This window comes from Marinobacterium mangrovicola, from assembly GCF_004339595.1.
Taxonomy (GTDB): Bacteria; Pseudomonadota; Gammaproteobacteria; order Pseudomonadales; family Balneatricaceae; genus Marinobacterium_D; species Marinobacterium_D mangrovicola.
On the sequence record NZ_SMFU01000015.1, the window covers coordinates 44,941 to 64,830 of the forward strand.

The following is a 19,890-nucleotide window of genomic DNA, read 5'->3' on the forward strand; positions in this document are numbered from 1 at the left end:
CTGCATCATGACTGTTTTACACTCTCCCATAATCGCGCACTGGACTGAAGGAAAGACTGTCTTCAGAGTGAAACAGATCAGTATTTTATAACGATTTTGGCCGCCGAAGCTTTCGCGCGCTCCACCGCCTCTTCCACCGATTCAGCTCGCGCCAGTGCTACGCCCAAGCGGCGGCTACCGGCGATCTCCGGTTTACCGAAGAGACGAAGCTGAGTATCCACATCGGCCAGCGCGGCGGCCATGCCTTCAAACCTAAGGTTAGTCGACTCACCGTCACCGAGGATAACTGCGGAAGCGCTGGGGCCACGCTGGCGAATCGGGCCGATAGGAAAACCAAGGATAGCGCGTACGTGCAGCGCGAACTCAGAAAGATCCTGGGAGATCAGTGTTACCAGGCCGGTATCATGCGGACGCGGCGATACTTCGCTGAACCAGACCTGATCGCCTTTGACGAACAGTTCCACACCGTAGATACCGTAGCCTGCCAGGTTTTCCACCACCGCTTTCGCTACCTGCTGGGCGTTAAGCAACGCCTGTTCGGTCATCGCCTGCGGCTGCCAGGATTCACGATAGTCGCCACCTTCCTGACGATGCCCGATCGGCGCACAGAACTGAATTCCATCCACGGCATTGACGGTCAGCAGTGTGATCTCGTAGTCGAAGTCCACAAAGCCTTCGACGATCACCCGCCCCTTGCCAGCGCGACCTCCGGCCTGAGCGTACTCCCAGGCGGGCGCTATATCGGCCTCAGCTCGCACCAGCGACTGCCCCTTGCCGGATGAGCTCATCACCGGTTTCACCACGCAGGGCAGTCCAACGGCCGTAATCGCTGCATTGTACTCTTCTTCCGTATCGGCAAAGCGGTAGGGAGAGGTGGGCAGCCGCAGTTCTTCGGCGGCAAGGCGGCGGATCCCTTCGCGATCCATGGTCAAACGGGCGGTGCGGGCAGTCGGTACTACCTTGTAGCCCTCGCTTTCCAGCGCCAGCAGGGTTTCAGTCGCCAACGCTTCAATCTCTGGCACGATCAGGTCCGGCTTTTCCTGCTCAACCACGGCACGCAACGCATCACCATCGAGCATATTGATGGTGTGGCTGCGGTGGGCAACCTGCATCGCCGGCGCATTGTCATAGCGGTCAACAGCGATCACCTCGATACCGAACCGCTGCAACTCGATAACTACCTCTTTGCCGAGTTCTCCACATCCACAAAGCAGTACACGGGTTGCGTCCGGGGTAAGGGCTGTTCCCAACATTGATCGTCCTCTCGACAAAGCCTGAAATGGCGCCATTGTACCAGCGCCACTGAGGAAAGCACCGACCACCGAAAATAGAAAAGGCCGATGCACCTGTTGTTCAGGTCCACCGGCCCTTTTCTTCAGCTAAGACGTTGGCAGATTCAGGCTCAGCCGGAGATACACCAGCAGAATCAGCGCGCTGACTCCAAAGCCCCGCTAAGCCCTCGCCAGAGGATTCCTCACAGAATCGCAGCAACCTGATCAAACGCGAGGCGCTGACCACGCGGATGATGCCCACCCTCGGTGGCGTAGCCCAGATTGACGATGAAGTTGACCTTCCAGCGCCCTTCCGGGAAGAACTCGGCGTTCACCTTCTCTTTGTCAAAGCCACTCATCGGCCCACAGGCCAGCCCCAGCGCCCGGGCAGCCGTAATCAGGTAGGCGCCCTGCATGGAGCCGTTACGGAAAGCGGTTTCCTCGGCCAGACCGCTGTTTTCACGAAACAGGGGGGCTGCGTCATAGGCGGTAAACTGGGTCGGCAGGTGCTCGTAGAACTCGCTGTCGCTGGCGATAATCACGGTCAGCGGTGCATTGCGGGTTTTTTCCGCGTTGCTGGCGATCATCGCCGGCAGCAGGCGTTCCCTGGCTTCGTCACTCTGGATAAACAGGTAGCGGGCCGGCTGGGTATTCATGGAGGTGGGCCCCCATTTCAGCAGCTCGTAAAGCTCGGCGATGGTTTCTTCGCTGATCGCTTTATCGGCAAAGCTGTTATAGCTGTGAGCCTGAAAGAAAAGCTGGTCAAGCGCCTGCTGGCCAAGAGCGTTGGACATTCAATTCACCTCGATACTGTGAGAAATTTCAATGCCGCCACTTTACTCACCGAAACCGGTCGAAAACAGGCCAAAAACCTAGGCTGATTGATCCATAAATCTGATCATCCGGGCCGTTCAGACTCCCGTTGCATTTAACTCATCGATAACAACCGCTTGAGCACTGATGCGCAACTCGAGCCTGTGGATCCATAAAACGCTTCGTATGTGAATGCTGTGGACCCGTAACAAACGCGTGCTGGATACAGATAAACGGGCACTGCGCATTCTATTAAGGGCGGCCCAGACACGGCTGGAGCCGGCGCAACTACTGAAATTGGCGCAGGTCGCCAGCGCAGACTACCTTGCAAAGGTCGGGTCGGTGCAGTTGCGACTCTCACCTCATCAGAACGTAACCCAACATCATCCAGGATATGGACGTTTGATTATGAAGAAACTACTCGCTACAGCAGGGCTGACAGCGCTCCTGAGTACCAGCGTCTTTGCCGCGTCCTCACCGGAAGGCGCCGAAGCCTACATAGTATCACCCAGTGACGGTGCCACTGTGCCGGCTACCTTCACTGTTACCTTTGGCCTCAAGGGGATGGGCGTGGCCCCTGCCGGCACAGACAAGGAAAACACCGGCCACCATCATCTGCTGATCGATGGCGAGCTGCCGCCGATGGATGCCCCCATGGGAGACCAGGTAAAGCATTTCGGTGGTGGCCAGACCGAAACCGAACTCACACTGGAACCGGGCACTCATACGCTGCAGCTGATTCTGGGCGATATGGCACATCAGCCCCATGATCCCCCGGTGGTATCGGAAAAAATCACCATCACCGTGGAATAATCCTTCAGCCACCTTATCCACAGCCCCGGACACCGGGGCTTTATCTCCCCACCGGTTCAACCTCGGCAACAACCTGTCTGCTTGGCAAAGGGGCCGACGGCATATATCCTGCGCGCCCCTGTGCAGAAAACAATCAACTTCGCGATCACACTGCCCATAAAAAATCTCCGCGATCAGGAGTCGCTTACTTTCCGCAACACAGAGCCAGATACGCGGGCGCGGCCCTCAGAAGACCGCCCCACCCTCAGCTAACCCAACCTGATCGAACCCGGGAGTTCGAATGATTACCAGAATTACACAACTCTTCCCTCTTTGGGCAGTGCTGTTTTCGGCCTGCGCCTTTTTCCTGCCCAACCTGTTTGTGGATCTCAAAAGCGCCATCGTTCCGCTGCTGACCATCATCATGCTGGCCATGGGGCTGACCCTGACACCCGCAGATTTTGTTAACGTGCTGCGCTACCGCACTGCGATCCTGCTGGGCGTTATCCTGCAGTTTTCGGTCATGCCGCTGCTCGCACTGGGCATCAGCCTGGCACTGGGTTTCAGCCCCGAACTGACCGTGGGCATGATTCTGGTGGGCTGCGTCGCCGGTGGCACATCATCCAACGTGATGACCTACCTGGCCGGCGGTAACGTGGCGCTGTCGATCTCCATGACGGCAATCTCCACCCTGATCGGCGTGTTGGCGACGCCTCTGCTGACCGAGCTGCTGGCCGGTCAAAGCGTTAATGTGCCGGTCGCTGGCATGCTGCTTAGCCTGGTCAAGATCGTGCTAGTGCCGGTGGCCGTCGGCGTAGCGCTGAACAGGCTGGCCCGTGGCGTGATCAAACCGCTCGAGCCGCTGCTGCCGCTGGTATCCATGGCCAGCATCGTCATGATTATCGCCATCGTCGTTGCCCTGACACGCGATAACCTGGCGTCTCAGGGACTGGCCGTGGCACTGGCGGTTGTCCTGCACAACGGCTTCGGTCTGGCGCTCGGTTACGGGCTCTGTCGTCTGTTTGGTTTTGATGCTGCAATCAGCCGCACCATCGCCTTTGAAGTGGGTCTGCAGAACTCGGGACTGGCCACCACCCTGGCGATGAAGTTCTTTAGCCCGATCGCAGCCATGCCCGGCACCCTGTTCTCTGTCTGGCATAACATTTCCGGGTCGATTCTGGCGGGCTACTGGTCACGCAAACCTGTGCATGAGCAGGACGTCACTTCCGAACCTCAGTCGGTATGAAGTCAGGCCTCTGAGTTCGCCGCTCAGCCGCTGACAACAAAAAAAGCCACCCTGACCGGGGTGGCTTTTTGGTTGGCGAAGGCTGCCGTGCTGACGGTGTTCGCTCTGTTTACCAGATGGTGCCTTCGGCACTGCCCAGCCATAGCGCGGTGAGCCCCGTGCGACCACGCACACCAAGTTTTTTGCAGATTCTTACGCTGTAGGTATGTACGGTGCTGCGGGTCAGGTTAAGCTCTTCGCCGATCTGAACTTCCGTTTTCCCCGATAGCAGCTGCGCCATGACACGCTTTTCCGCCGCGGTCAGCGGATCTTTGATCATCATCATGCCTTGGTGCAGAGCGATACGCCGGTGGAACCAGTTCATCGGTCTGGTGCAGTATTCAAGCAGCGCTCGATCCTCATCATTAAAACGCGGTGCATCTCTGTCACTGCGCTCAAACGCGAACCAAGACTCGGCAAACGGCCCCAGACGCACCGTCACGTACAACACATCGAGAACCCCGAACGGCTCAAACAACAACTTGTAGTAGTCGCTGTCGAACCACTCCGGTTCGATCACTTCATGCAGGGATGTGATCTTGAACTGCTCGGGTCCGCATAGATTGGCATAGACCGAAATATCGGGATTGCCCCGTTCCAGCCGTCTGAAGCGTTCGACCCTGGCAAGCTTGCGCCCCTCGGTGTCGACCAATCTGACGATCTGACGCGGCCGCCACCCCTGAGCCAGGTCATGCTGCCCCCGATCCGATAAGCGCAGGCCTCCCAGCCAGTAGGAGTCGGTTGAGTTGATCAATGAGCATACCGTCTCCTGAAAGTGCGTTAACGCCTGCCCCATATCCACTGCGGGGAACGCAGCCAGCTCATCCCAAAGCCTGTGAATCTGCTCAATCTTTTCCGCCTGCATGAACGTACTTCTCCAACATTCACTCGAATCTTCTTCAACTATCGCTACCGGCCATTTAAACCCTGTCTACACAGCGGGCTGTTTCATTCAGCCAAAGAAAGCTGCAATAGGCGCGGACCTTTCGACCTGGCCACTACAAGATTATTTTTATTGGAAAAGAAACTGCACAAACTCGGAATGAAACCAGGAACATCCCGGCTATCGGAACGGCTGCTAGCCAGTCATCAGCGTCATAGCAATATGACGGACATTTGCAGTAAATGCTGCAGCACTTCAGTTAAAGCCTTATCGCTCGGCAAGATCTAGCTTGGCTGCCCGCTTCAACATCAGCCAGAGACCGAAAACAAAAAGCCCACCAGCGAGAACTGAGGGGCTTTTACCGATTCTGAAGTCCCAGACTCGCCTGGGTCACCCCGGTCAACTTACCGGACGGGGACGGCAGACCTGGTCACCATAGTAGTTGTCAGCGTAATTGCAGTGTCCGCATTCAGCAGCCTCAACCTCGACAACCGGCTTTGCATCAGCGCTGACGGCAGCAACTCCCGCATCAGCCAAAACGTAACGAAGAACCTGACCCATAGCTTTTCTCCTGCTGTGGTATTTATCAACATCTTCAGATTAATAAACAGTCACTATTTAGAGAATTTGGATTTCGCTAAGGGTGCTATAGCTGCAGCTTATCAAACGAGTCTCTGCCACACCGATCAGTCCGACGGCAACACTCTACGGTCGATACCACCCGGAGTTTCTTGATCTATGGATTGTTGCTGTACCGGGCGCTAATGCTGAACAGCCCCTGGCTGGCCTTGCGGATCTTGCCCTGCGTGCTTTAAGAGTCGGCGGCGAACTTCTCGGCCCCCTCCCTGGCATTACGGGTGGCCTCTTCGATCATCGCCGGCTTCACCTCGCTCAGTCAGGTGAAAAAGCAGACTACTCATGTTTGAGAAGCCTGCTCCCTGGCTGATTCAGCCTGACTGACTCAGCGGGCCGGCAGTGTCCAGTGAAAGATACCGGATTGTTTTCTCAGTATGCGGGCCGCTATATGCTCATCGCAGGCGCGGCCAGCCATGCCGTAACAGACATGAATCGGCAGCAGATGCTCTTCGCGTGGATGGCAGAAGCGTGCATGGGGCGCGTTCTCCCAGTGCAGCAGTCGCTCGTAGCGCTGCTCTTCGCTGAGTTCTGCGCTGCCACAGGTCTCTTCCAGCCAGTCTTCAAACTCTTGATTACCCGCTCTGATAGCCGGCGTTTCCGGCGCAAAGAAGGCACGCATATTGTGGAACGAGAAGCCGGAGCCGATCACCAGCAGGTTGTCATAGTCCAGAGCCTGCAGCGCCTGGCCGATCTTCAGATGCGTATCCGGGTCCAGGTTCTTCACCAGCGAAAGCTGCACGCAGGGAATATCCGCCTGCGGATACATCAGCTTCAACGGTACAAACAAGCCGTGGTCGAAACCGCGCTGCTGATCCAGTTTCACCGCTAAACCAGCCTGCTCCAGCGCGCCGTGAATCTGCTGCGCCAGGGCGGGTTCGCCCGGTGCCGGGTACTTGATCTCGTAGGATTCCGGCGGAAAACCGTAGTAATCGTAGATCAGCTCAGGGTTGGCACCTGCGGTAATCGTCGCCACGGACTCCTCCCAGTGAGCACTGATCACCAGAATCGCTGAGGGCTTCTTCAGCTTGCCAGAGATCTCAACCAGGCGGTCGACCATCTCCTGGTGATCCGGGTCACCCAGCAGCGGCATCGGGCCGCCACCGTGGGAAATGTAGAGAATATCGGTTGCTGTGCTCATAGGAGCTCCTCCTGGACCGGCGCGCCCCAAGCGGGCACACCCTATCCTGTTAAATTTCGTAGGGTCCGACCGGCACGATGCCGCCCGGGTTTAACGCCTTGACCGAATAATACCCCGCCTTGATATGGTCGATGCGCACGGTCTCAGCAATTCCGTCCAGCGCCAGCACCCGGTGCACATAGGCATGCAGATTGGGCATCGCTTTCAGCGTATTACGGTTGCACTTGAAGATACCGTGGTAAGCAGCATCAAAACGCACCAGGGTGACGAAAAGGCGCAGATCGGTTTCGGTCAGGCGCTCGCCAAACAGATAGCTGCGGCCATCAGACAGGCGGGATTCCAGCTCATCCAGAGTAGCGAACACCTTTGCGTAGGCTTCTTCATAGGCCTGCTGGCTGGATGCAAACCCCGCCTGGTACACACCATTGTTGAGGTTGGTGTAGATATAGTCGTTGAGTGCATCGATCTCGCCAGCCAGATCCGCCGGGTAAAGATCCGGTCCCTGATCGACCAAGCCGCTGAAGGCACTGTTCAGCATGCGCACTATATCCGCGGACTCGTTATTGACGATGGTGCCGGTTTTATTATCCCAGAGCACCGGAACCGTGGCGCGACCGGAAATCTGCGGATCGGCACGGGTGTAGAGCTCGTGCATGTAGCGGGCGCCGTTGAGCGTGTCTTCATCGGCGCCGGGATAGCCGCCAAACTGCCAGCCTTGATCGGTCAATACCGGATTCACCACGCAGACATCGATCAGCTTATCCAGCCCTTTCAGTTTTCGCACCATCAGCGCCCGGGACGCCCAGGGGCAGATATAGGCCACGTACAGCTGGTAACGCCCTGCTTCGGCCTTGAACCCGGCATCGCCAGTAGGGCCGGCAGAACCATCCGGCGTTACCCAGTGACGGAACGAGGAGGTCTGGCGGATAAAACGCCCTTCCTCATCCTTGGCCTGAACCGGCTGCCAGTTTTCCTTCCAGATACCATTCACCAACATCTGCCTCACCTCCTCTCGTATTCGCCCGAAACTAGCCAGCTAAAAATGACAGGGGGGCTTGCGCCCCCCTGTCTGGATTAGCCCGCTCTTATCAGAGACGTTTGCTCAGCAGACTATCCACAGACAGGCGACCACCACCCTGAACAGCCAGTGCCGCAGTCATCGCAAACAGTGCCAGGGCGAACTCGTAACCGTTGTTGGACATGAACAGGCCGTTACCGATATGAACACTGAAGATCGCAACCAGCATCGCAAATGCGGTAACCAGTCCCGCCGGGCGGGTCAGCAGACCCAGCAGCAGCGCAATACCACCGAAGAATTCAGCACTACCGGCCAGCAGAGCCATCAGGAAGCCAGGCTGCAGACCGATGCTGGCCATCCACTGACCGGTGCCTTCCAGACCGTAGCCACCGAACCAGCCAAAGAGTTTCTGCGAACCGTGCGCAGCCAGAATGATACCCACAGGCACACGCAGCACGAGGGAGCCAAAACCACCGTTAGAACTGAACAGGAGCTTGGAAAGAGTTGCGTTCATGAGTCTGTACCTCACTTCGTATTAACAGGATGCCTGAAGCCCTGTGCTTCAAGTTATGAGGCTAGTCTACTATCCTCATGTTCGCTTAATAAGACAGTCATTATTGGTATATTATAAACGCAGCATTGTTAATAAACCGCTCCCCCTGTAACAGGAGGCCTGTATGGACCGTATCGACGCGATGCGTGCGTTCACGACCGTGGCAACCGAAGGCAGCTTCACCCGTGCAGCCGAGCGGCTGGAGATGTCGCCGCAGCTGGTCAGCAAATATGTTTCCCAGTTGGAACAGCATTTAGGCACCCGCCTGCTCAACCGCACCACACGCAAGGTCCATCTCACCGAAGCGGGCACCCGCTACTGGCAGGGTGCGCAGCAGATCCTGGATGAGATAGAAGCGGTGGAAAGTCAGCTTGGGGATATGCAGGAGAGCGCTCAGGGTCGGCTCAGGGTCAGCGCTCCGGTCTCCTTTGCCTCCCACCATCTGGCACCGATGCTGGTTGAGTTTCAGCGCCAGCATCCCGCCGTAAGCATCGACCTGCAATTGAACGACCGTAAGGTCGATATCGTTGAAGAGGGCTTTGATATCGCCCTTCGCATCGGCCACCTGCGCAGCTCATCGCTGATCGCGAAGCGTATTGCGCCGGTGCGACTGGTTACCGTCGCCTCCCCCGAATACCTGGCGGAGCATGGCGAACCAGCAAGGCTTGAAGATCTGCAGGGGCACCGCTATCTGCGCTACAGCTATGTGGAAAACGATGCCATCCTGCCGATGCATCGCTGGCTGAGGGAAAAGGGTATCAGCCTAGGTAATGAGGTCGCCTGCAACAACGGAGATGTGCTGGTGCACGCCGCCATCGAGGGCGGTGGCATCGCTATCCAACCCACTTTTATCACCGGGCCAGCAATCGCCGAAGGTAAACTCAAGGTACTGCTGGAGGAGCATGAACCCGAGCCCATGGGGCTTTATGCGGTCTACGCACACCGCCAGCTAATGGCCAGCAAGGTGCGCAGCTTTATCGATTTTATGGATGGTTATTTCGGCGACCCACCTTACTGGGACCGTTTCTAACTTACTGATTTGCTATACTGCGCCAGCCTTCTGCAAGGAACTGCAATGACCCATTCGATCCTCTCCTGGCTCAGCGCCTCATTCACCCGAAAGATCGGCGGCCTGTCGACCATCCTGCTCAGTTTTATCCTGCTGGTCATCATCTATTCGGTCATACAGCTCGACAGTATCAGCCGTGAAATGCGGGAACTCGCGGAGATCGATATACCCCTCACCGAGATCGCCTCCGAGTTCGAAATGAAGCAGTTGGAACAGCATATTCTGCTGGAGCGCACACGCTTAGCGGCCTCCTCGACGCCCCCAGCCTCGGTCGAGCAGCAGCACCTGAACATGCAGTTGATTGAGCATTCCGAGCAGGTAGAGGCACTGCTCGACCAAGCCGTGACAGTGGCAAATACCGCACTAAAACAGCATGAAATTGTTGATGGCATGCAGGCGCATAAAGAACTGCTGCAGCACCTGCAGGCATATGCGCAAAGCCAGGGAAGCTTCCATGCTCGAATCAGCGAGAGCCTGGCTCAGCCCCTGAGCGAAGTAAACGCCGCCGCATTGGATGCTGCCGCCGAGCAGATGGATCTGGCAACCGAAGTACTGCTTGAGCAGATAGAGCGATTAACCGAAGAGGTAGCCGAGATCACCGCGAGCCACCAGCAGCGCTTTCTGCTGGTCGATATTGCACTGGGCAGCGGCGCTTTTGTTATCGGCATCTACATCACTCTTTATCTGATCGTCAGTTTTCGCCGGCACATGGGCGAAATACAGCGCAAGGTGGACCGCCTAAATCATTCTCTGCAGGGAAGCTCCGCCACGAAAATATCCCTGGAGCCTGCCGCGGGAGATGATGAGCTTGCTCGTCTGGCGGCCAATATCGATGGTGTGCTGGACAGCTTCACCAGTGAAATGAAAAACCGCAGCGAGGTGGAAAGGCAGCTGCTGCAACTGGCCACCACCGATAAACTCACCGGCGCCTTAAACCGTCACAAGTGGGATGAAACCCTTGCCCAGGAGATCCAACTGGCCAAACGCGGAATGCCGCTGAGTCTCTTGATACTCGACCTGGACAACTTCAAAGGCATCAACGACCGCTGGGGCCATGATGTCGGTGACCGGGTACTGGTTCGCACCGTGGAACTGATTCGTGAAAACGTCAGAAGCAGTGACCTGATCTTCCGGCTTGGCGGTGAGGAGTTTGCGCTGCTGTTCCGCAACCACAGCAAGCAGCAGGCCGCAGTGGTCGCGGAGGAGCTGCGCCAGATCTTCGAGCAGCTTGAGGAGAAAAACCTGCCACCATTCACCGCCAGTTTCGGTATCACCCAATACGAGAGCGGCGATTCCCAGGAGACCCTGATCAAACGCGCCGACGATGCGCTTTACCAGGCAAAAACAAACGGCAGAAACCGACTGGAACTGGGCTGATCAGGCCTCAGCGCCCGCCGGCCACATCGAGGATCGTTCCTGTCACATAGGAGGCCTCATCCGACAGCAGCCAGGCGATGGCGTTAGCCACCTCTTCTGCCGTACCGCCGCGCTGCATCGGCAGGGTCGGTCCGAGTCGGTCGACCCTGCCCGGTTCGCCGCCATCGGCGTGGATATCGGTATAGATCAGCCCCGGGCTGACCGCATTGACGCGGATCCCCTCGCCCGCAAGCTCCTTTGCCAGCCCCTTGGTCAGCGAGTTCACCGCGCCCTTGGCCGCGGCATAATCCACGTATTCAAACGCAGCACCCAGCTGAGCGGCCACGGATGACAGGTTAACGATAGCGCCGCCCGCCGCCATCCGCCGCGCCGCCTCACGACAACAGAGAAAACAGCTGGTCGCATTAGCCGCCATCACACGATTAAAACGCTCGAGCTCCATATCCACCAGCCGCGACTGGGTGGACAGCGCACCGGCGTTATTCACCAGGTGCGTAACCGGCCCCAGCCTGCGTTCGGTCTCATCGAAGAGAGAGATAACCTGCGTCTCATCAGACACATCGGCCTGCAGCGCTAAAGCCTCACCGCCGGCCGCCTCGATAGCAGCCACCACTTCAGCCGCAGAGTCCGCACGCTGGCGGTAATTGATGCAGACCGCGTAGCCCCGGCTGGCCAGTAGCCTCGCCGTCGCCGCACCGATTCCTCTTCCGCCTCCGGTAATCAGAACAACTTTCTTCATTTCAACCTCCATGCAGTGAACTTCACTGACCTCAATCGAGACTCGCGAACCACTCTCTCTGCAACATAAACCGCTTATTCTCGTGCCGCATCAAGCCCTGTTAACCAAATGGTCAGGATAGGTGAGTAAAACTTCATCAAACGTATATTTTTTATACTTTGATATTGACGAGCAAAACCAGGATCATCCACCGCATATAGATTTACTAAGCAGTCATATGAACTGCATAACGAGCGATAAACATAAAATATCGCCATAGAATAGATCAGAGGCCCCTCTAATGTCCGTATATGACCTGAACGTCAATGCACCCAGTCTGCAGCACCCTTTCAACCAGGCAGACAAAGCCGAAAAACAGCGCCCTCAGTGGCAACAGGCGTTGGTTCAGCGCTTTGAAGAGTGGAAGTATCGCCGCTCCCTGGTGAAGCTGCTCGACCTGGATAACGCTATCCTCGAAGACATGGGTACCAACCGTGGCGAACTGATCGCCGCCCTGGATCTGCCGCTGACTCAGAACGCCAGCAAAGCGCTGGCGCAGTGGCGTGCAGAGCGCAAGATCACCGGCTGATACGGCTGTGCGAAAAAACGGCTGCTGAGCTCACGCCAGCGGCAGACATAAAGAAGGCCCATCTCCTCAGGAGGTGGGCCTTTTTCTTTGAGCGGTGATCAGGCGGCACGAGGGACGCCGCCTGGTAATGTTATTCCACCGCCGCAGCTCTTGACGCACGCGCCGCGTGCAGTTTCTTGTAGCTTTCGATCAGGCGCAGATGGCGATCCAGTCCTTCCAGCTTCATGCTGGTGGGCTCAAGACCGTGGAAGCGCACTTCACCGGAGACCGAGCCAACCACCGCGGCCATCCGCTCTTCACCGAACATACGGCTCAGGTTGGGCAGGAAGTCGTCCAGCTCCAGCTCGTCATCCAGCACGATCTCAAGCACCGCGTTGACCGCCTGGTAGAACAGGCCACGATCCACGGTGTTGTCGTTGTACTGCAGGAAGGCTTCGACCAGTTCCAGCGCTTCATCATGGCGCTGCAGCGCCAGGCTGATCAGCAGCTTCAACTCGAGAATCGTGAGCTGCCCCCAGTTGGTATTCTCGTCGAACTCGATGCCGATCAGGGTTTTGATATCGGTGTAGTTATCCTGCTGGCTCTCTTCGAGACGCTCTACCAGGTCGGCCAGGGCATCGTCGTCGAGACGGTGCAGATTGAGGATATCCTCACGGTAATCCAGCGCCTTGTTGGTGTTATCCCAGACCAGGTCTTCCACCGGGTACACCTCGGAGAAACCGGGCACCAGGATACGGCAGGCCGGCGCGCCCAGCTCTTCGAAATGAGCCACGTAGGCTTCCTTACCGAGGGACTCAAGAATGCCGTAGAGCGTGGCGGTTTCATGTTCGTTATCGCCCGACTCTTTATCTCCAGACTCTTTATCTCCAGACTCTTTATTTCCAGAGAAGTCCCACTCACAGAACTCGAAGTCGGACTTGGCGCTGAAGAAGCGCCAGGAGACCACACCGGTGGAATCGATAAAGTGTTCTACGAAGTTGTTCGGCTCGGTCACCGCCATGGAGTTAAACGTCGGCGGCGGCACATCGTTGAGACCTTCAAAACTGCGCCCCTGCAGCAGCTCGGTGAGGCTGCGCTCCAGCGCCACATGGAAGCTCGGGTGCGCGCCAAAGGAGGCAAACACACCGCCGGTACGCGGGTTCATCAGGGTGACACAGGCCACCGGGAACTGGCCGCCCAGGGAGGCGTCCTTCACCAGCACCGGGAAGCCCTGGGCTTCCAGCGCTTCGATCCCTTCGACGATACCCGGGTACTTGGCGAGCACCTCGGCAGGTACGTCCGGCAGCGCCAGTTCCTGCTCCAGGATTTCGCGCTTCACTGCCCGCTCGAAGATCTCCGACAGGCACTGCACCTCGGCTTCATACAGGGTGTTACCGGCGCTCATACCGTTACTGAGAAACAGGTTCTCGATCAGGTTTGACGGGAAGTACACCGTTTCACCATCGGAGTGACGCACAAACGGCAGCGAGCAGATACCACGATCGATACGCCCGGAGTTGGTATCGATCAGGTTAGAGCCGAACAGCTCGCCTTCCGGGTTGTAGATCTCCAGGCAGTGCTCGTCGAGGATCTCTGCCGGCAGTTCGTCTTCAGGGCCGGGCTGGAACCACTTCTCGTTCGGGTAGTGCACAAACTCGGCGTTGGCGATCTCTTCCCCGAAGAACTGGTCGTTGTAGAAGAAGTTGCAGCTCAGGCGCTCGATAAATTCACCCAGCGCCGAGCAGAGCGCACTCTCTTTGGTAGCGCCCTTACCATTCGTAAAGCACATGGGCGACGCGGCATCGCGGATATGCAGCGACCAGACATGGGGCACGATATTGCGCCAGGAGGCGATCTCGATCTTCATCCCCAGGTCCGCCAGGATACCGGTCATATTGGCGATAGTCTGTTCCAGCGGCAGGTCCTTACCCTCGATCCAGGTAGCGGAATCGCTGTCGCTTTCGCCCATCAACAGCGCCTGAGCGTCTTCATCCAGGTTTTCCACCACCTCGATCTGGAACTCAGGGCCGGTCTGCACCACCTTTTTCACCGTACAACGCTCGATGGAGCGCAGAATCCCCTGGCGATCCTTGTCGGAGATATCTTCCGGCAGCTCCACCTGGATCTTGAAGATCTGGTTATAGCGGTCGTTCGGATCGACGATGTTGTTCTGCGACAGGCGGATATTCTCCGTCGGGATATCCCGCGCGTTGCAGTACAGCTTGACGAAGTACGCCGCGCACAGCGCCGATGACGCCAGGAAGTAGTCGAACGGACCCGGTGCCGAACCATCGCCCTTGTAGCGAATCGGCTGGTCGGCGATCACGGTGAAGTCATCAAACTTGGCTTCAAGCCGGAGGTTGTCGAGAAAGTTGACCTTGATTTCCATGGGTGATGTACCGGATTGGGTGGTGATTGGATGGATAGCAGCGGGGCTGGCGTTGAAAGGCGGTATTATCCAGATTTTGCCCGCCGCCGTCTTGGCCCCGCTAAAGGAAAACCGGTCGATGCTGTTTAATACCCGGTTAAGTCACGGACGTTAAAACCAAGAAAAGTAGATCAGGAATACATATTTCCCGTACATAAAAGCTCCATCCGGCCAACAGCTCCTTATAATCTCAGGCTGACATCACTGCGTAGAGGATAATCCTTGAGATCCCGTTTCCGTGTTCTTTCCATTCTTGCCCTGCTGCACGCCTATATCGGCTGGCGGCTTTGCACTGGCCTGGAGTTGGGTATCGCCAGCTCAATACTGGTCACCTTGGGCCTCGTCCTCTCCTGCACACTGATGCCGCTGGCAGTGTTTGTGGACCGTATTCACGATAGGATCGCCTGGGCCGGCTACCTGATGATGGGGCTGTTTTCCTCCCTGCTGGTGCTGACCCTGCTGCGTGATTTGGTGCTGGCTGCGCTGTGGATATTCTCTCTGCTGACACCGGAGATCTCGTTCTACTCCGCTCTTGCCGTGGTGGTGCTCGGGTCGCTGACCAGCCTGATCGGGCTGATCAATGCGCGCCGCCTGGCGCGGGTCGTTCATGTGGATGTACCGCTAAAAGACCTGCCGGCAGCGCTGCAGGGTTTCACCATCGCGCAGATCAGCGATATCCATATCGGGCACACCATCAAGCGGGGTTTTCTGGAGGCGGTGGTTAACCAGGTCAACGGCCTGAACCCGGACCTGATCGCCGTTACCGGCGATGTGGTCGATGGTGATGTGGAACGCCTCGGCGCTCATACCCAGCCCCTGGCAGGCTTGAAAGCGCGCTACGGCAGCTACCTGGTCACCGGCAACCATGAATACTATTCCGGCGTGCATCAATGGACCGAAGAGTTCCGCCGCCTCGGCCTTGGCGTACTGCTCAACGAGCACGTCACGGTAGAACATCGGGGCGCCACCCTACTGGTGGCAGGCGTCACCGATTTCAGCGCCGCACGCTTCGATCCCACTCACCGCAGCGATCCGCACAGCGCACTAGCCGGCGCACCGGAACACGCCAGCCACAGAATCCTCCTGGCCCACCAACCGCGCTCGGCACATGAGGCGGAAAAAGCGGGTTTCCACCTGCAGATATCGGGACACACCCATGGCGGCCAGTTCTGGCCCTGGAACCTGTTTGTACCTATGCAGCAGCCGTTTCTGGCGGGCCTCGATCGACTCAATGAGATGCTGATTTACACCAGCCGAGGAACCGGTTACTGGGGGCCGCCGAAGCGCTTTGGCGCCCCGTCGGAGATTACACTGCTGAGATTGGTGTCCGCATAGGAGGTCTATTCAAAACCCCGCATCAAAAAGGCCCCGCAGGATTATCCGGCGGGGCCTTTTATCGGAACGGCTCTAGCTAATCAGTACCGGTACTGCCAGGCGACGCCTGGCGATATCCTGGCTCATCTCCAGATCGGCTTCGCCACCGCCAAAGCTCTCGGGGATAGAGTTGTTACCCTTCACCTTCTCTTCCAGCGCACGGGTGTAAGACACAGAAATGCTCTGTTCCGGGCTGATGTCCCAGGTTGCGCCCAGGCTTACATGATCCTGGATCACACCCGGGGCGAGAATATTCATAAAGGTCTGGCTCGACGGGATCGGCTGATCCGCGTGGCTGACGCCGGCACGCAGAGTGAGACGATCGCTGGCGGCATAGATCACGCCCAGCTTGTAGACATCGATATCATCCCAGCCAAAACCTGCCGCATTATTCGCACCGAGCGGGGCTGCCATGGAGAAAGAGTTACCCACAGAGCGCACATCGCTGTATTCGATCCGCTCCCAGTCACCGGCCAGGGTCCACTGCGGGTTGATCTGCCAGGCGAAACCAACACCGTAGTTTTCCGGCACGTCGAAACCGCCCTGCTCGGCAAACAGACCACGATACTTGTTGAAGGAATCTGTATTGATGCGCGATGACCAGCTTGCGCCCAGGGTCAGCGTATCGGTGACCTGGCCCTGCCAGCCCAGCTTCAGACCCCAGCCGTTGCTGCTGTCCTGTCCTTTGTTGCTGACCGCATCGCCATCGCTGCTCATGGCACTGAAGTTCTGAATCCCTTTCGCTTCAAAGCGCTGGTAAACATAGGTAACGCCAACGCCCAGGCTATGTCGTTCGCTCACTTTGTAAGCCAGCGAGCCGGTCAGAAATGCCTGAGACAGATCCACACCCGCTTCGCCAGTACCAAACACCATCGGAGCCACATCATAGGAGGTATTCATACCACCGTTGGCGTAAACCGCCAGGCCGTAGGCCAGCCGGTCGGAATGCATGCGGGCGAAACCGCCTTCCGGCATCCAGAAGTCACGCTCGCCGTTACCATCGTAATGGCCATCCAGGCTGTAACCGCCGCCCATATCATTGCCGCTGATATCCGCGCTGCGCTTTGGCTTGAAGTAGGTCACACCCAGATCGTACTGGCTACCCAGAGCGATCAGCGACGCCGGGTTACTGGCCGCCTTGATGCTGTCATGAGCCAGCGCAAAGCTGACGCCCGCCATACCCTGAGCCTTTACGCTGCTGCCATGCATGAAATAGCCGTTGGTAGCCTGGGCTGCCAGCGGGAAAGCGGCGAGTGCGAGGGTAAGGGCGGTGCGGGTTGTAGCAGTCATGATGGCTCTTTTTAATCAAAAATAGGTTAAGGGCTGCGCATATTAGATCAACAAGATATAAAAATTAAATAACATATATTAATTAAGATATAACTAATTAAGACCTTTGCGTTTAATGCGCCGGATAACGATAATCGTCCCTAGCGTTCCACCCTCATAAAAGGTCTACAGGACTCATGGAAATCGTCAATTTCACGCCAGTGCCCGCGCTGATCGGTGGTGCACTGATTGGGCTTTCGGCCGCCTTTCTGCTGTTTGCCAGGGGAAATATCGCCGGTATATCGGGGATTGCCGGCGGCATCATTTATCCGGAGCAGAGCAGCGATATCAACTGGCGCGTTTTGTTCGTTATCGGCCTGGTTCTCGGCGGTTTTATCTATCAGTGGCTCGGCATGGGCGCTGGCGTCGAGCAGATTCAGGCGATGGTAAGTAAGCCGATGTTAGTGCTGGCGGGCCTACTGGTAGGCATCGGCACCCAGATCGGCACCGGCTGTACCAGCGGCCACGGCATCTGCGGTCTGGCACGACGCAGTCCCCGCTCCCTGGTGGCCACACTCTGCTTTATGGGCAGCGCGCTGGTCACTGTGTTTATCGTTCGTCACCTGCTGGGGATCAGCGCATGAGCAGTACACTTCGCCTGCTGGCAGCACTGGCCGCCGGCACCCTGTTCGGCTTCGGCCTCTCCGTGGCACAGATGATCGACCCGGCCAAGGTGCTGAACTTCCTTGACCTGTTCGGCACCTGGGATCCCTCTCTGGCTTTCGTGATGGGAGGCGGTCTTGCAGTCAACGCACTGCTGACACCGCTGATCCTGAAACGCAGCAAGCCGCTGCTGGCAGAATATTTCCAGCTGCCGAAGAAGGTTCAGATAGATAAACGCATCGTCTTTGGCGGCATCATCTTCGGTGTCGGCTGGGGCATCGCTGGTTACTGTCCGGGCCCGATGATCACCTCACTGAGCTTCGCCAACAGCGATATTCTGACGGTGTTTGCAGCGTTTGTTGTGGGTACCTTCGCTACGCGGTGGATGCTGGCACATCGCGGGTGAGCATTGACGGGCATCGAAGCCATCTTAGCGTTGATGAGCTTCGATGCGGCTTAGTTCTCTGCAACTACAGCTAATCCTTGCCAACGGCCCGACTCGCCTACAGATATAACGTCTCTGATAAGCATCGAATTTACATATAATCAATCGTTATTTCAGAGCTATTGTTTTAAAATCCCAGGCAATTAAAATAATACCCAAATAAAATAGTCGGAAATAAAAACCCCGCATCCGACTTCTGATAAATATTCGCCGTAAACATCCCGCTTGTTCTGTGCATGTCCGCGTTGGACGCTGCAGGACTTTGAATGTTGTAAGAAGAGTCCCATGATCAAACCCAAGGAACATTTGAGCGGCTTCGTGCTGCTTTTCGTCGTTGTCATGCTGGGCGGCGCCTTGCTCGACTCAGCTATCTTTTTCCGCCTGCTCGTCGGCCTCGGCCTGGGCTATGCGCTCAGTCGCGCATCGCTGGGCTTTGCCGGCAGTGTGAACCGCGCCTACCGCGCAGGCTCAACCCGGCTGATGCGTGGCCTGATGCTGCTGTTCACCGCTTCAGCCATCGCCACCACCGCCTTTCTCTACAATCAGGACCCGACGCAGCTGAACCTCTGGGTCAACCCGATCAACGCAGGCCTGATTCTCGGCGGTCTGCTGTTCGGATTCGGCATGTCGTTCGCCGGTTGCTGCGCCACCGGGGTACTGACCTACTTCTCCAGCAACCTGATCCGCCCGGCGCTGGTGCTGCTCAGTTTTGGCGGCGGTGTTTTTCTCGGCTTCCCGCTGCAGGCGCAGGCACCCTGGATTCGTGAGACCTGGATCTCCAGCGCAACCTACGAAGGCCGCGGCGTATTTCTGCCGGACCTATTCGCCAACGACCCGCTTAACGGCTACTTCGGCGCGATCCTGCTGACCGCCGCCTTTGCCGGTATTGTCGCCTGGCTGGCACACCGCTATGAGCACAAACACCGCAACAACGACACCTATATCGGCGTCTCCTCCGAGCATGAGCAGCTTGAAAGCAAACCGATCAACCTGGCTGAACACCGCTTTTTCAGCCGCGAAACCTACGAGGCGCTGTTTATCCGCCGCTGGTCGATGACCACCGGCATCGCCATCATCGTGGTGCTGTTCAGCCTGTTGATGGGTGTTACCGGCTCCGGTTGGGGTGCATCCTCGCCGTTCGGCTTCTGGTTCGGCCGTATGCTGATCGCCTTCGGTATGGAGCCGGCCAGCATCGCCGCCTTCACCCACCGCCCGGAGCAGGTGTTCACCATGCCGTTCTTCAGCCATCCGGTAAATGTACAGAACCTGGGCATCATGGCCGGCGCCATTATCGCGCTGCTGCTGGCCGGCCGTTTCGGCAACGGGATCTCCCGCCTGGGGCTGGGCTGTAAAGAGGGCGCGATGCTGATCATCGCTGGCCTGTGCATGGGCCTGGGCACGCGCTTTGCCAACGGTTGCAACGTGGGTGCGCTGTACACCCCGATCGCCAACTTCTCGCTGTCCGGCTGGATCTTCCTGATCTTCATGGTCAGCGGCGGCGTCATCGGCAACCTGCTGGGTAAAAAGGTCGCCGCAGCCTGAACCCGCTAGCCGACCACAAAAAACCGCTGCCTGTGCAGCGGTTTTTTC

At 57.4% G+C, this 19,890-nt stretch carries 18 protein-coding genes and 1 pseudogene; 9 read left to right on the top strand and 10 right to left on the bottom strand.

The features are described 5' to 3' along the window. Positions 1 to 77: 77 nt before the first annotated feature. Both purT and CLV83_RS22155 read right to left on the bottom strand, forming a co-directional pair. Positions 78 to 1,253 (bottom strand): formate-dependent phosphoribosylglycinamide formyltransferase, encoded by a 1,176-nt coding sequence (purT, locus tag CLV83_RS22150; RefSeq protein ID WP_132298071.1) that lies wholly within the window; start codon positions 1,251 to 1,253, stop codon positions 78 to 80. A 221-nt stretch (positions 1,254 to 1,474) separates the two neighbouring features. After that, positions 1,475 to 2,065, bottom strand: coding sequence for a malonic semialdehyde reductase (locus tag CLV83_RS22155; protein WP_132298073.1), 591 nt, complete (start codon positions 2,063 to 2,065; stop codon positions 1,475 to 1,477). Between the two features lie 427 nt (positions 2,066 to 2,492). Between CLV83_RS22155 and CLV83_RS22160 the strand changes: the two genes are divergently transcribed. Beyond that, a complete protein-coding gene (locus tag CLV83_RS22160) occupies positions 2,493 to 2,897 on the top strand; it encodes a DUF4399 domain-containing protein (protein WP_132298075.1) in 405 nt (134 codons plus the stop codon). A gap of 280 nt (positions 2,898 to 3,177) precedes the next feature. Then, a complete protein-coding gene (locus tag CLV83_RS22165; protein ID WP_132298077.1) occupies positions 3,178 to 4,122 on the top strand; it encodes a bile acid:sodium symporter family protein in 945 nt (314 codons plus the stop codon). Positions 4,123 to 4,231: 109 nt separating this feature from the next. Here CLV83_RS22165 and CLV83_RS22170 read toward each other — a convergent pair whose 3' ends face one another. The 5 genes from CLV83_RS22170 to CLV83_RS22185 all read right to left on the bottom strand — a co-directional run bounded on the left by CLV83_RS22170 (position 4,232) and on the right by CLV83_RS22185 (position 8,350). Then, positions 4,232 to 5,026 carry a helix-turn-helix domain-containing protein gene (locus CLV83_RS22170; protein WP_132298079.1) on the bottom strand — a complete coding sequence of 265 codons (795 nt, stop codon included), beginning with the start codon at positions 5,024 to 5,026 and terminating at the stop codon, positions 4,232 to 4,234. Positions 5,027 to 5,443: 417 nt separating this feature from the next. Next, positions 5,444 to 5,605 carry a hypothetical protein gene (locus CLV83_RS22645; RefSeq protein ID WP_165900382.1) on the bottom strand — a complete coding sequence of 54 codons (162 nt, stop codon included), beginning with the start codon at positions 5,603 to 5,605 and terminating at the stop codon, positions 5,444 to 5,446. Positions 5,606 to 6,005: 400 nt separating this feature from the next. Further along, positions 6,006 to 6,818 carry a DODA-type extradiol aromatic ring-opening family dioxygenase gene (locus tag CLV83_RS22175; RefSeq protein ID WP_104005758.1) on the bottom strand — a complete coding sequence of 271 codons (813 nt, stop codon included), beginning with the start codon at positions 6,816 to 6,818 and terminating at the stop codon, positions 6,006 to 6,008. Positions 6,819 to 6,867: 49 nt separating this feature from the next. Then, positions 6,868 to 7,815: a glutathione S-transferase family protein gene (locus CLV83_RS22180; protein ID WP_132298081.1), complete on the bottom strand. Its 948-nt coding sequence runs from the start codon at positions 7,813 to 7,815 to the stop codon at positions 6,868 to 6,870. Positions 7,816 to 7,906: 91 nt separating this feature from the next. Beyond that, positions 7,907 to 8,350 carry a DoxX family protein gene (locus CLV83_RS22185; RefSeq protein ID WP_132298083.1) on the bottom strand — a complete coding sequence of 148 codons (444 nt, stop codon included), beginning with the start codon at positions 8,348 to 8,350 and terminating at the stop codon, positions 7,907 to 7,909. A gap of 163 nt (positions 8,351 to 8,513) precedes the next feature. Here CLV83_RS22185 and CLV83_RS22190 point away from each other — a divergent pair, with 163 nt between their 5' ends. Continuing rightward, positions 8,514 to 9,419 (top strand): LysR family transcriptional regulator, encoded by a 906-nt coding sequence (locus CLV83_RS22190; RefSeq protein ID WP_132298085.1) that lies wholly within the window; start codon positions 8,514 to 8,516, stop codon positions 9,417 to 9,419. Between the two features lie 45 nt (positions 9,420 to 9,464). Then, positions 9,465 to 10,835: a GGDEF domain-containing protein gene (locus CLV83_RS22195; RefSeq protein ID WP_132298087.1), complete on the top strand. Its 1,371-nt coding sequence runs from the start codon at positions 9,465 to 9,467 to the stop codon at positions 10,833 to 10,835. Between the two features lie 7 nt (positions 10,836 to 10,842). On the opposite strand, the gene CLV83_RS22200 is transcribed toward CLV83_RS22195, so the two are convergent. Then, entirely contained in the window at positions 10,843 to 11,574 is a 732-nt protein-coding gene (locus tag CLV83_RS22200; RefSeq protein ID WP_132298089.1) for an SDR family oxidoreductase, read from the bottom strand. Positions 11,575 to 11,854: 280 nt separating this feature from the next. On the opposite strand from CLV83_RS22200, the gene CLV83_RS22205 reads away from it, so the two are divergent. Beyond that, positions 11,855 to 12,142 (top strand): hypothetical protein, encoded by a 288-nt coding sequence (locus CLV83_RS22205; RefSeq protein ID WP_132298091.1) that lies wholly within the window; start codon positions 11,855 to 11,857, stop codon positions 12,140 to 12,142. Between the two features lie 130 nt (positions 12,143 to 12,272). Here the strand turns inward: CLV83_RS22205 and CLV83_RS22210 are convergent, their stop codons facing one another. Then, complete coding sequence (locus CLV83_RS22210; RefSeq protein WP_132298093.1) at positions 12,273 to 14,510, bottom strand: OsmC domain/YcaO domain-containing protein; 2,238 nt, start codon at positions 14,508 to 14,510, stop codon at positions 12,273 to 12,275. Positions 14,511 to 14,771: 261 nt separating this feature from the next. Between CLV83_RS22210 and CLV83_RS22215 the strand changes: the two genes are divergently transcribed. Further along, positions 14,772 to 15,884: a metallophosphoesterase gene (locus tag CLV83_RS22215; RefSeq protein WP_132298095.1), complete on the top strand. Its 1,113-nt coding sequence runs from the start codon at positions 14,772 to 14,774 to the stop codon at positions 15,882 to 15,884. Between the two features lie 72 nt (positions 15,885 to 15,956). Here the strand turns inward: CLV83_RS22215 and CLV83_RS22220 are convergent, their stop codons facing one another. Next, a complete protein-coding gene (locus CLV83_RS22220; RefSeq protein ID WP_132298097.1) occupies positions 15,957 to 17,213 on the bottom strand; it encodes an OmpP1/FadL family transporter in 1,257 nt (418 codons plus the stop codon). Positions 17,214 to 17,380: 167 nt separating this feature from the next. Here CLV83_RS22220 and CLV83_RS22225 point away from each other — a divergent pair. From CLV83_RS22225 to CLV83_RS22235, 3 genes and pseudogenes are all read left to right on the top strand, one after another. After that, positions 17,381 to 17,836, top strand: a pseudogene (locus CLV83_RS22225) (YeeE/YedE family protein); the annotation flags it as partial. Beyond that, complete coding sequence (locus CLV83_RS22230; RefSeq protein WP_132298101.1) at positions 17,833 to 18,261, top strand: DUF6691 family protein; 429 nt, start codon at positions 17,833 to 17,835, stop codon at positions 18,259 to 18,261. The pseudogene CLV83_RS22225 and the gene CLV83_RS22230, both read left to right, overlap by 4 nt. A gap of 324 nt (positions 18,262 to 18,585) precedes the next feature. Next, positions 18,586 to 19,842 (top strand): YeeE/YedE thiosulfate transporter family protein, encoded by a 1,257-nt coding sequence (locus tag CLV83_RS22235; RefSeq protein ID WP_165900383.1) that lies wholly within the window; start codon positions 18,586 to 18,588, stop codon positions 19,840 to 19,842. The last annotated feature ends 48 nt before the right edge of the window (positions 19,843 to 19,890 follow it).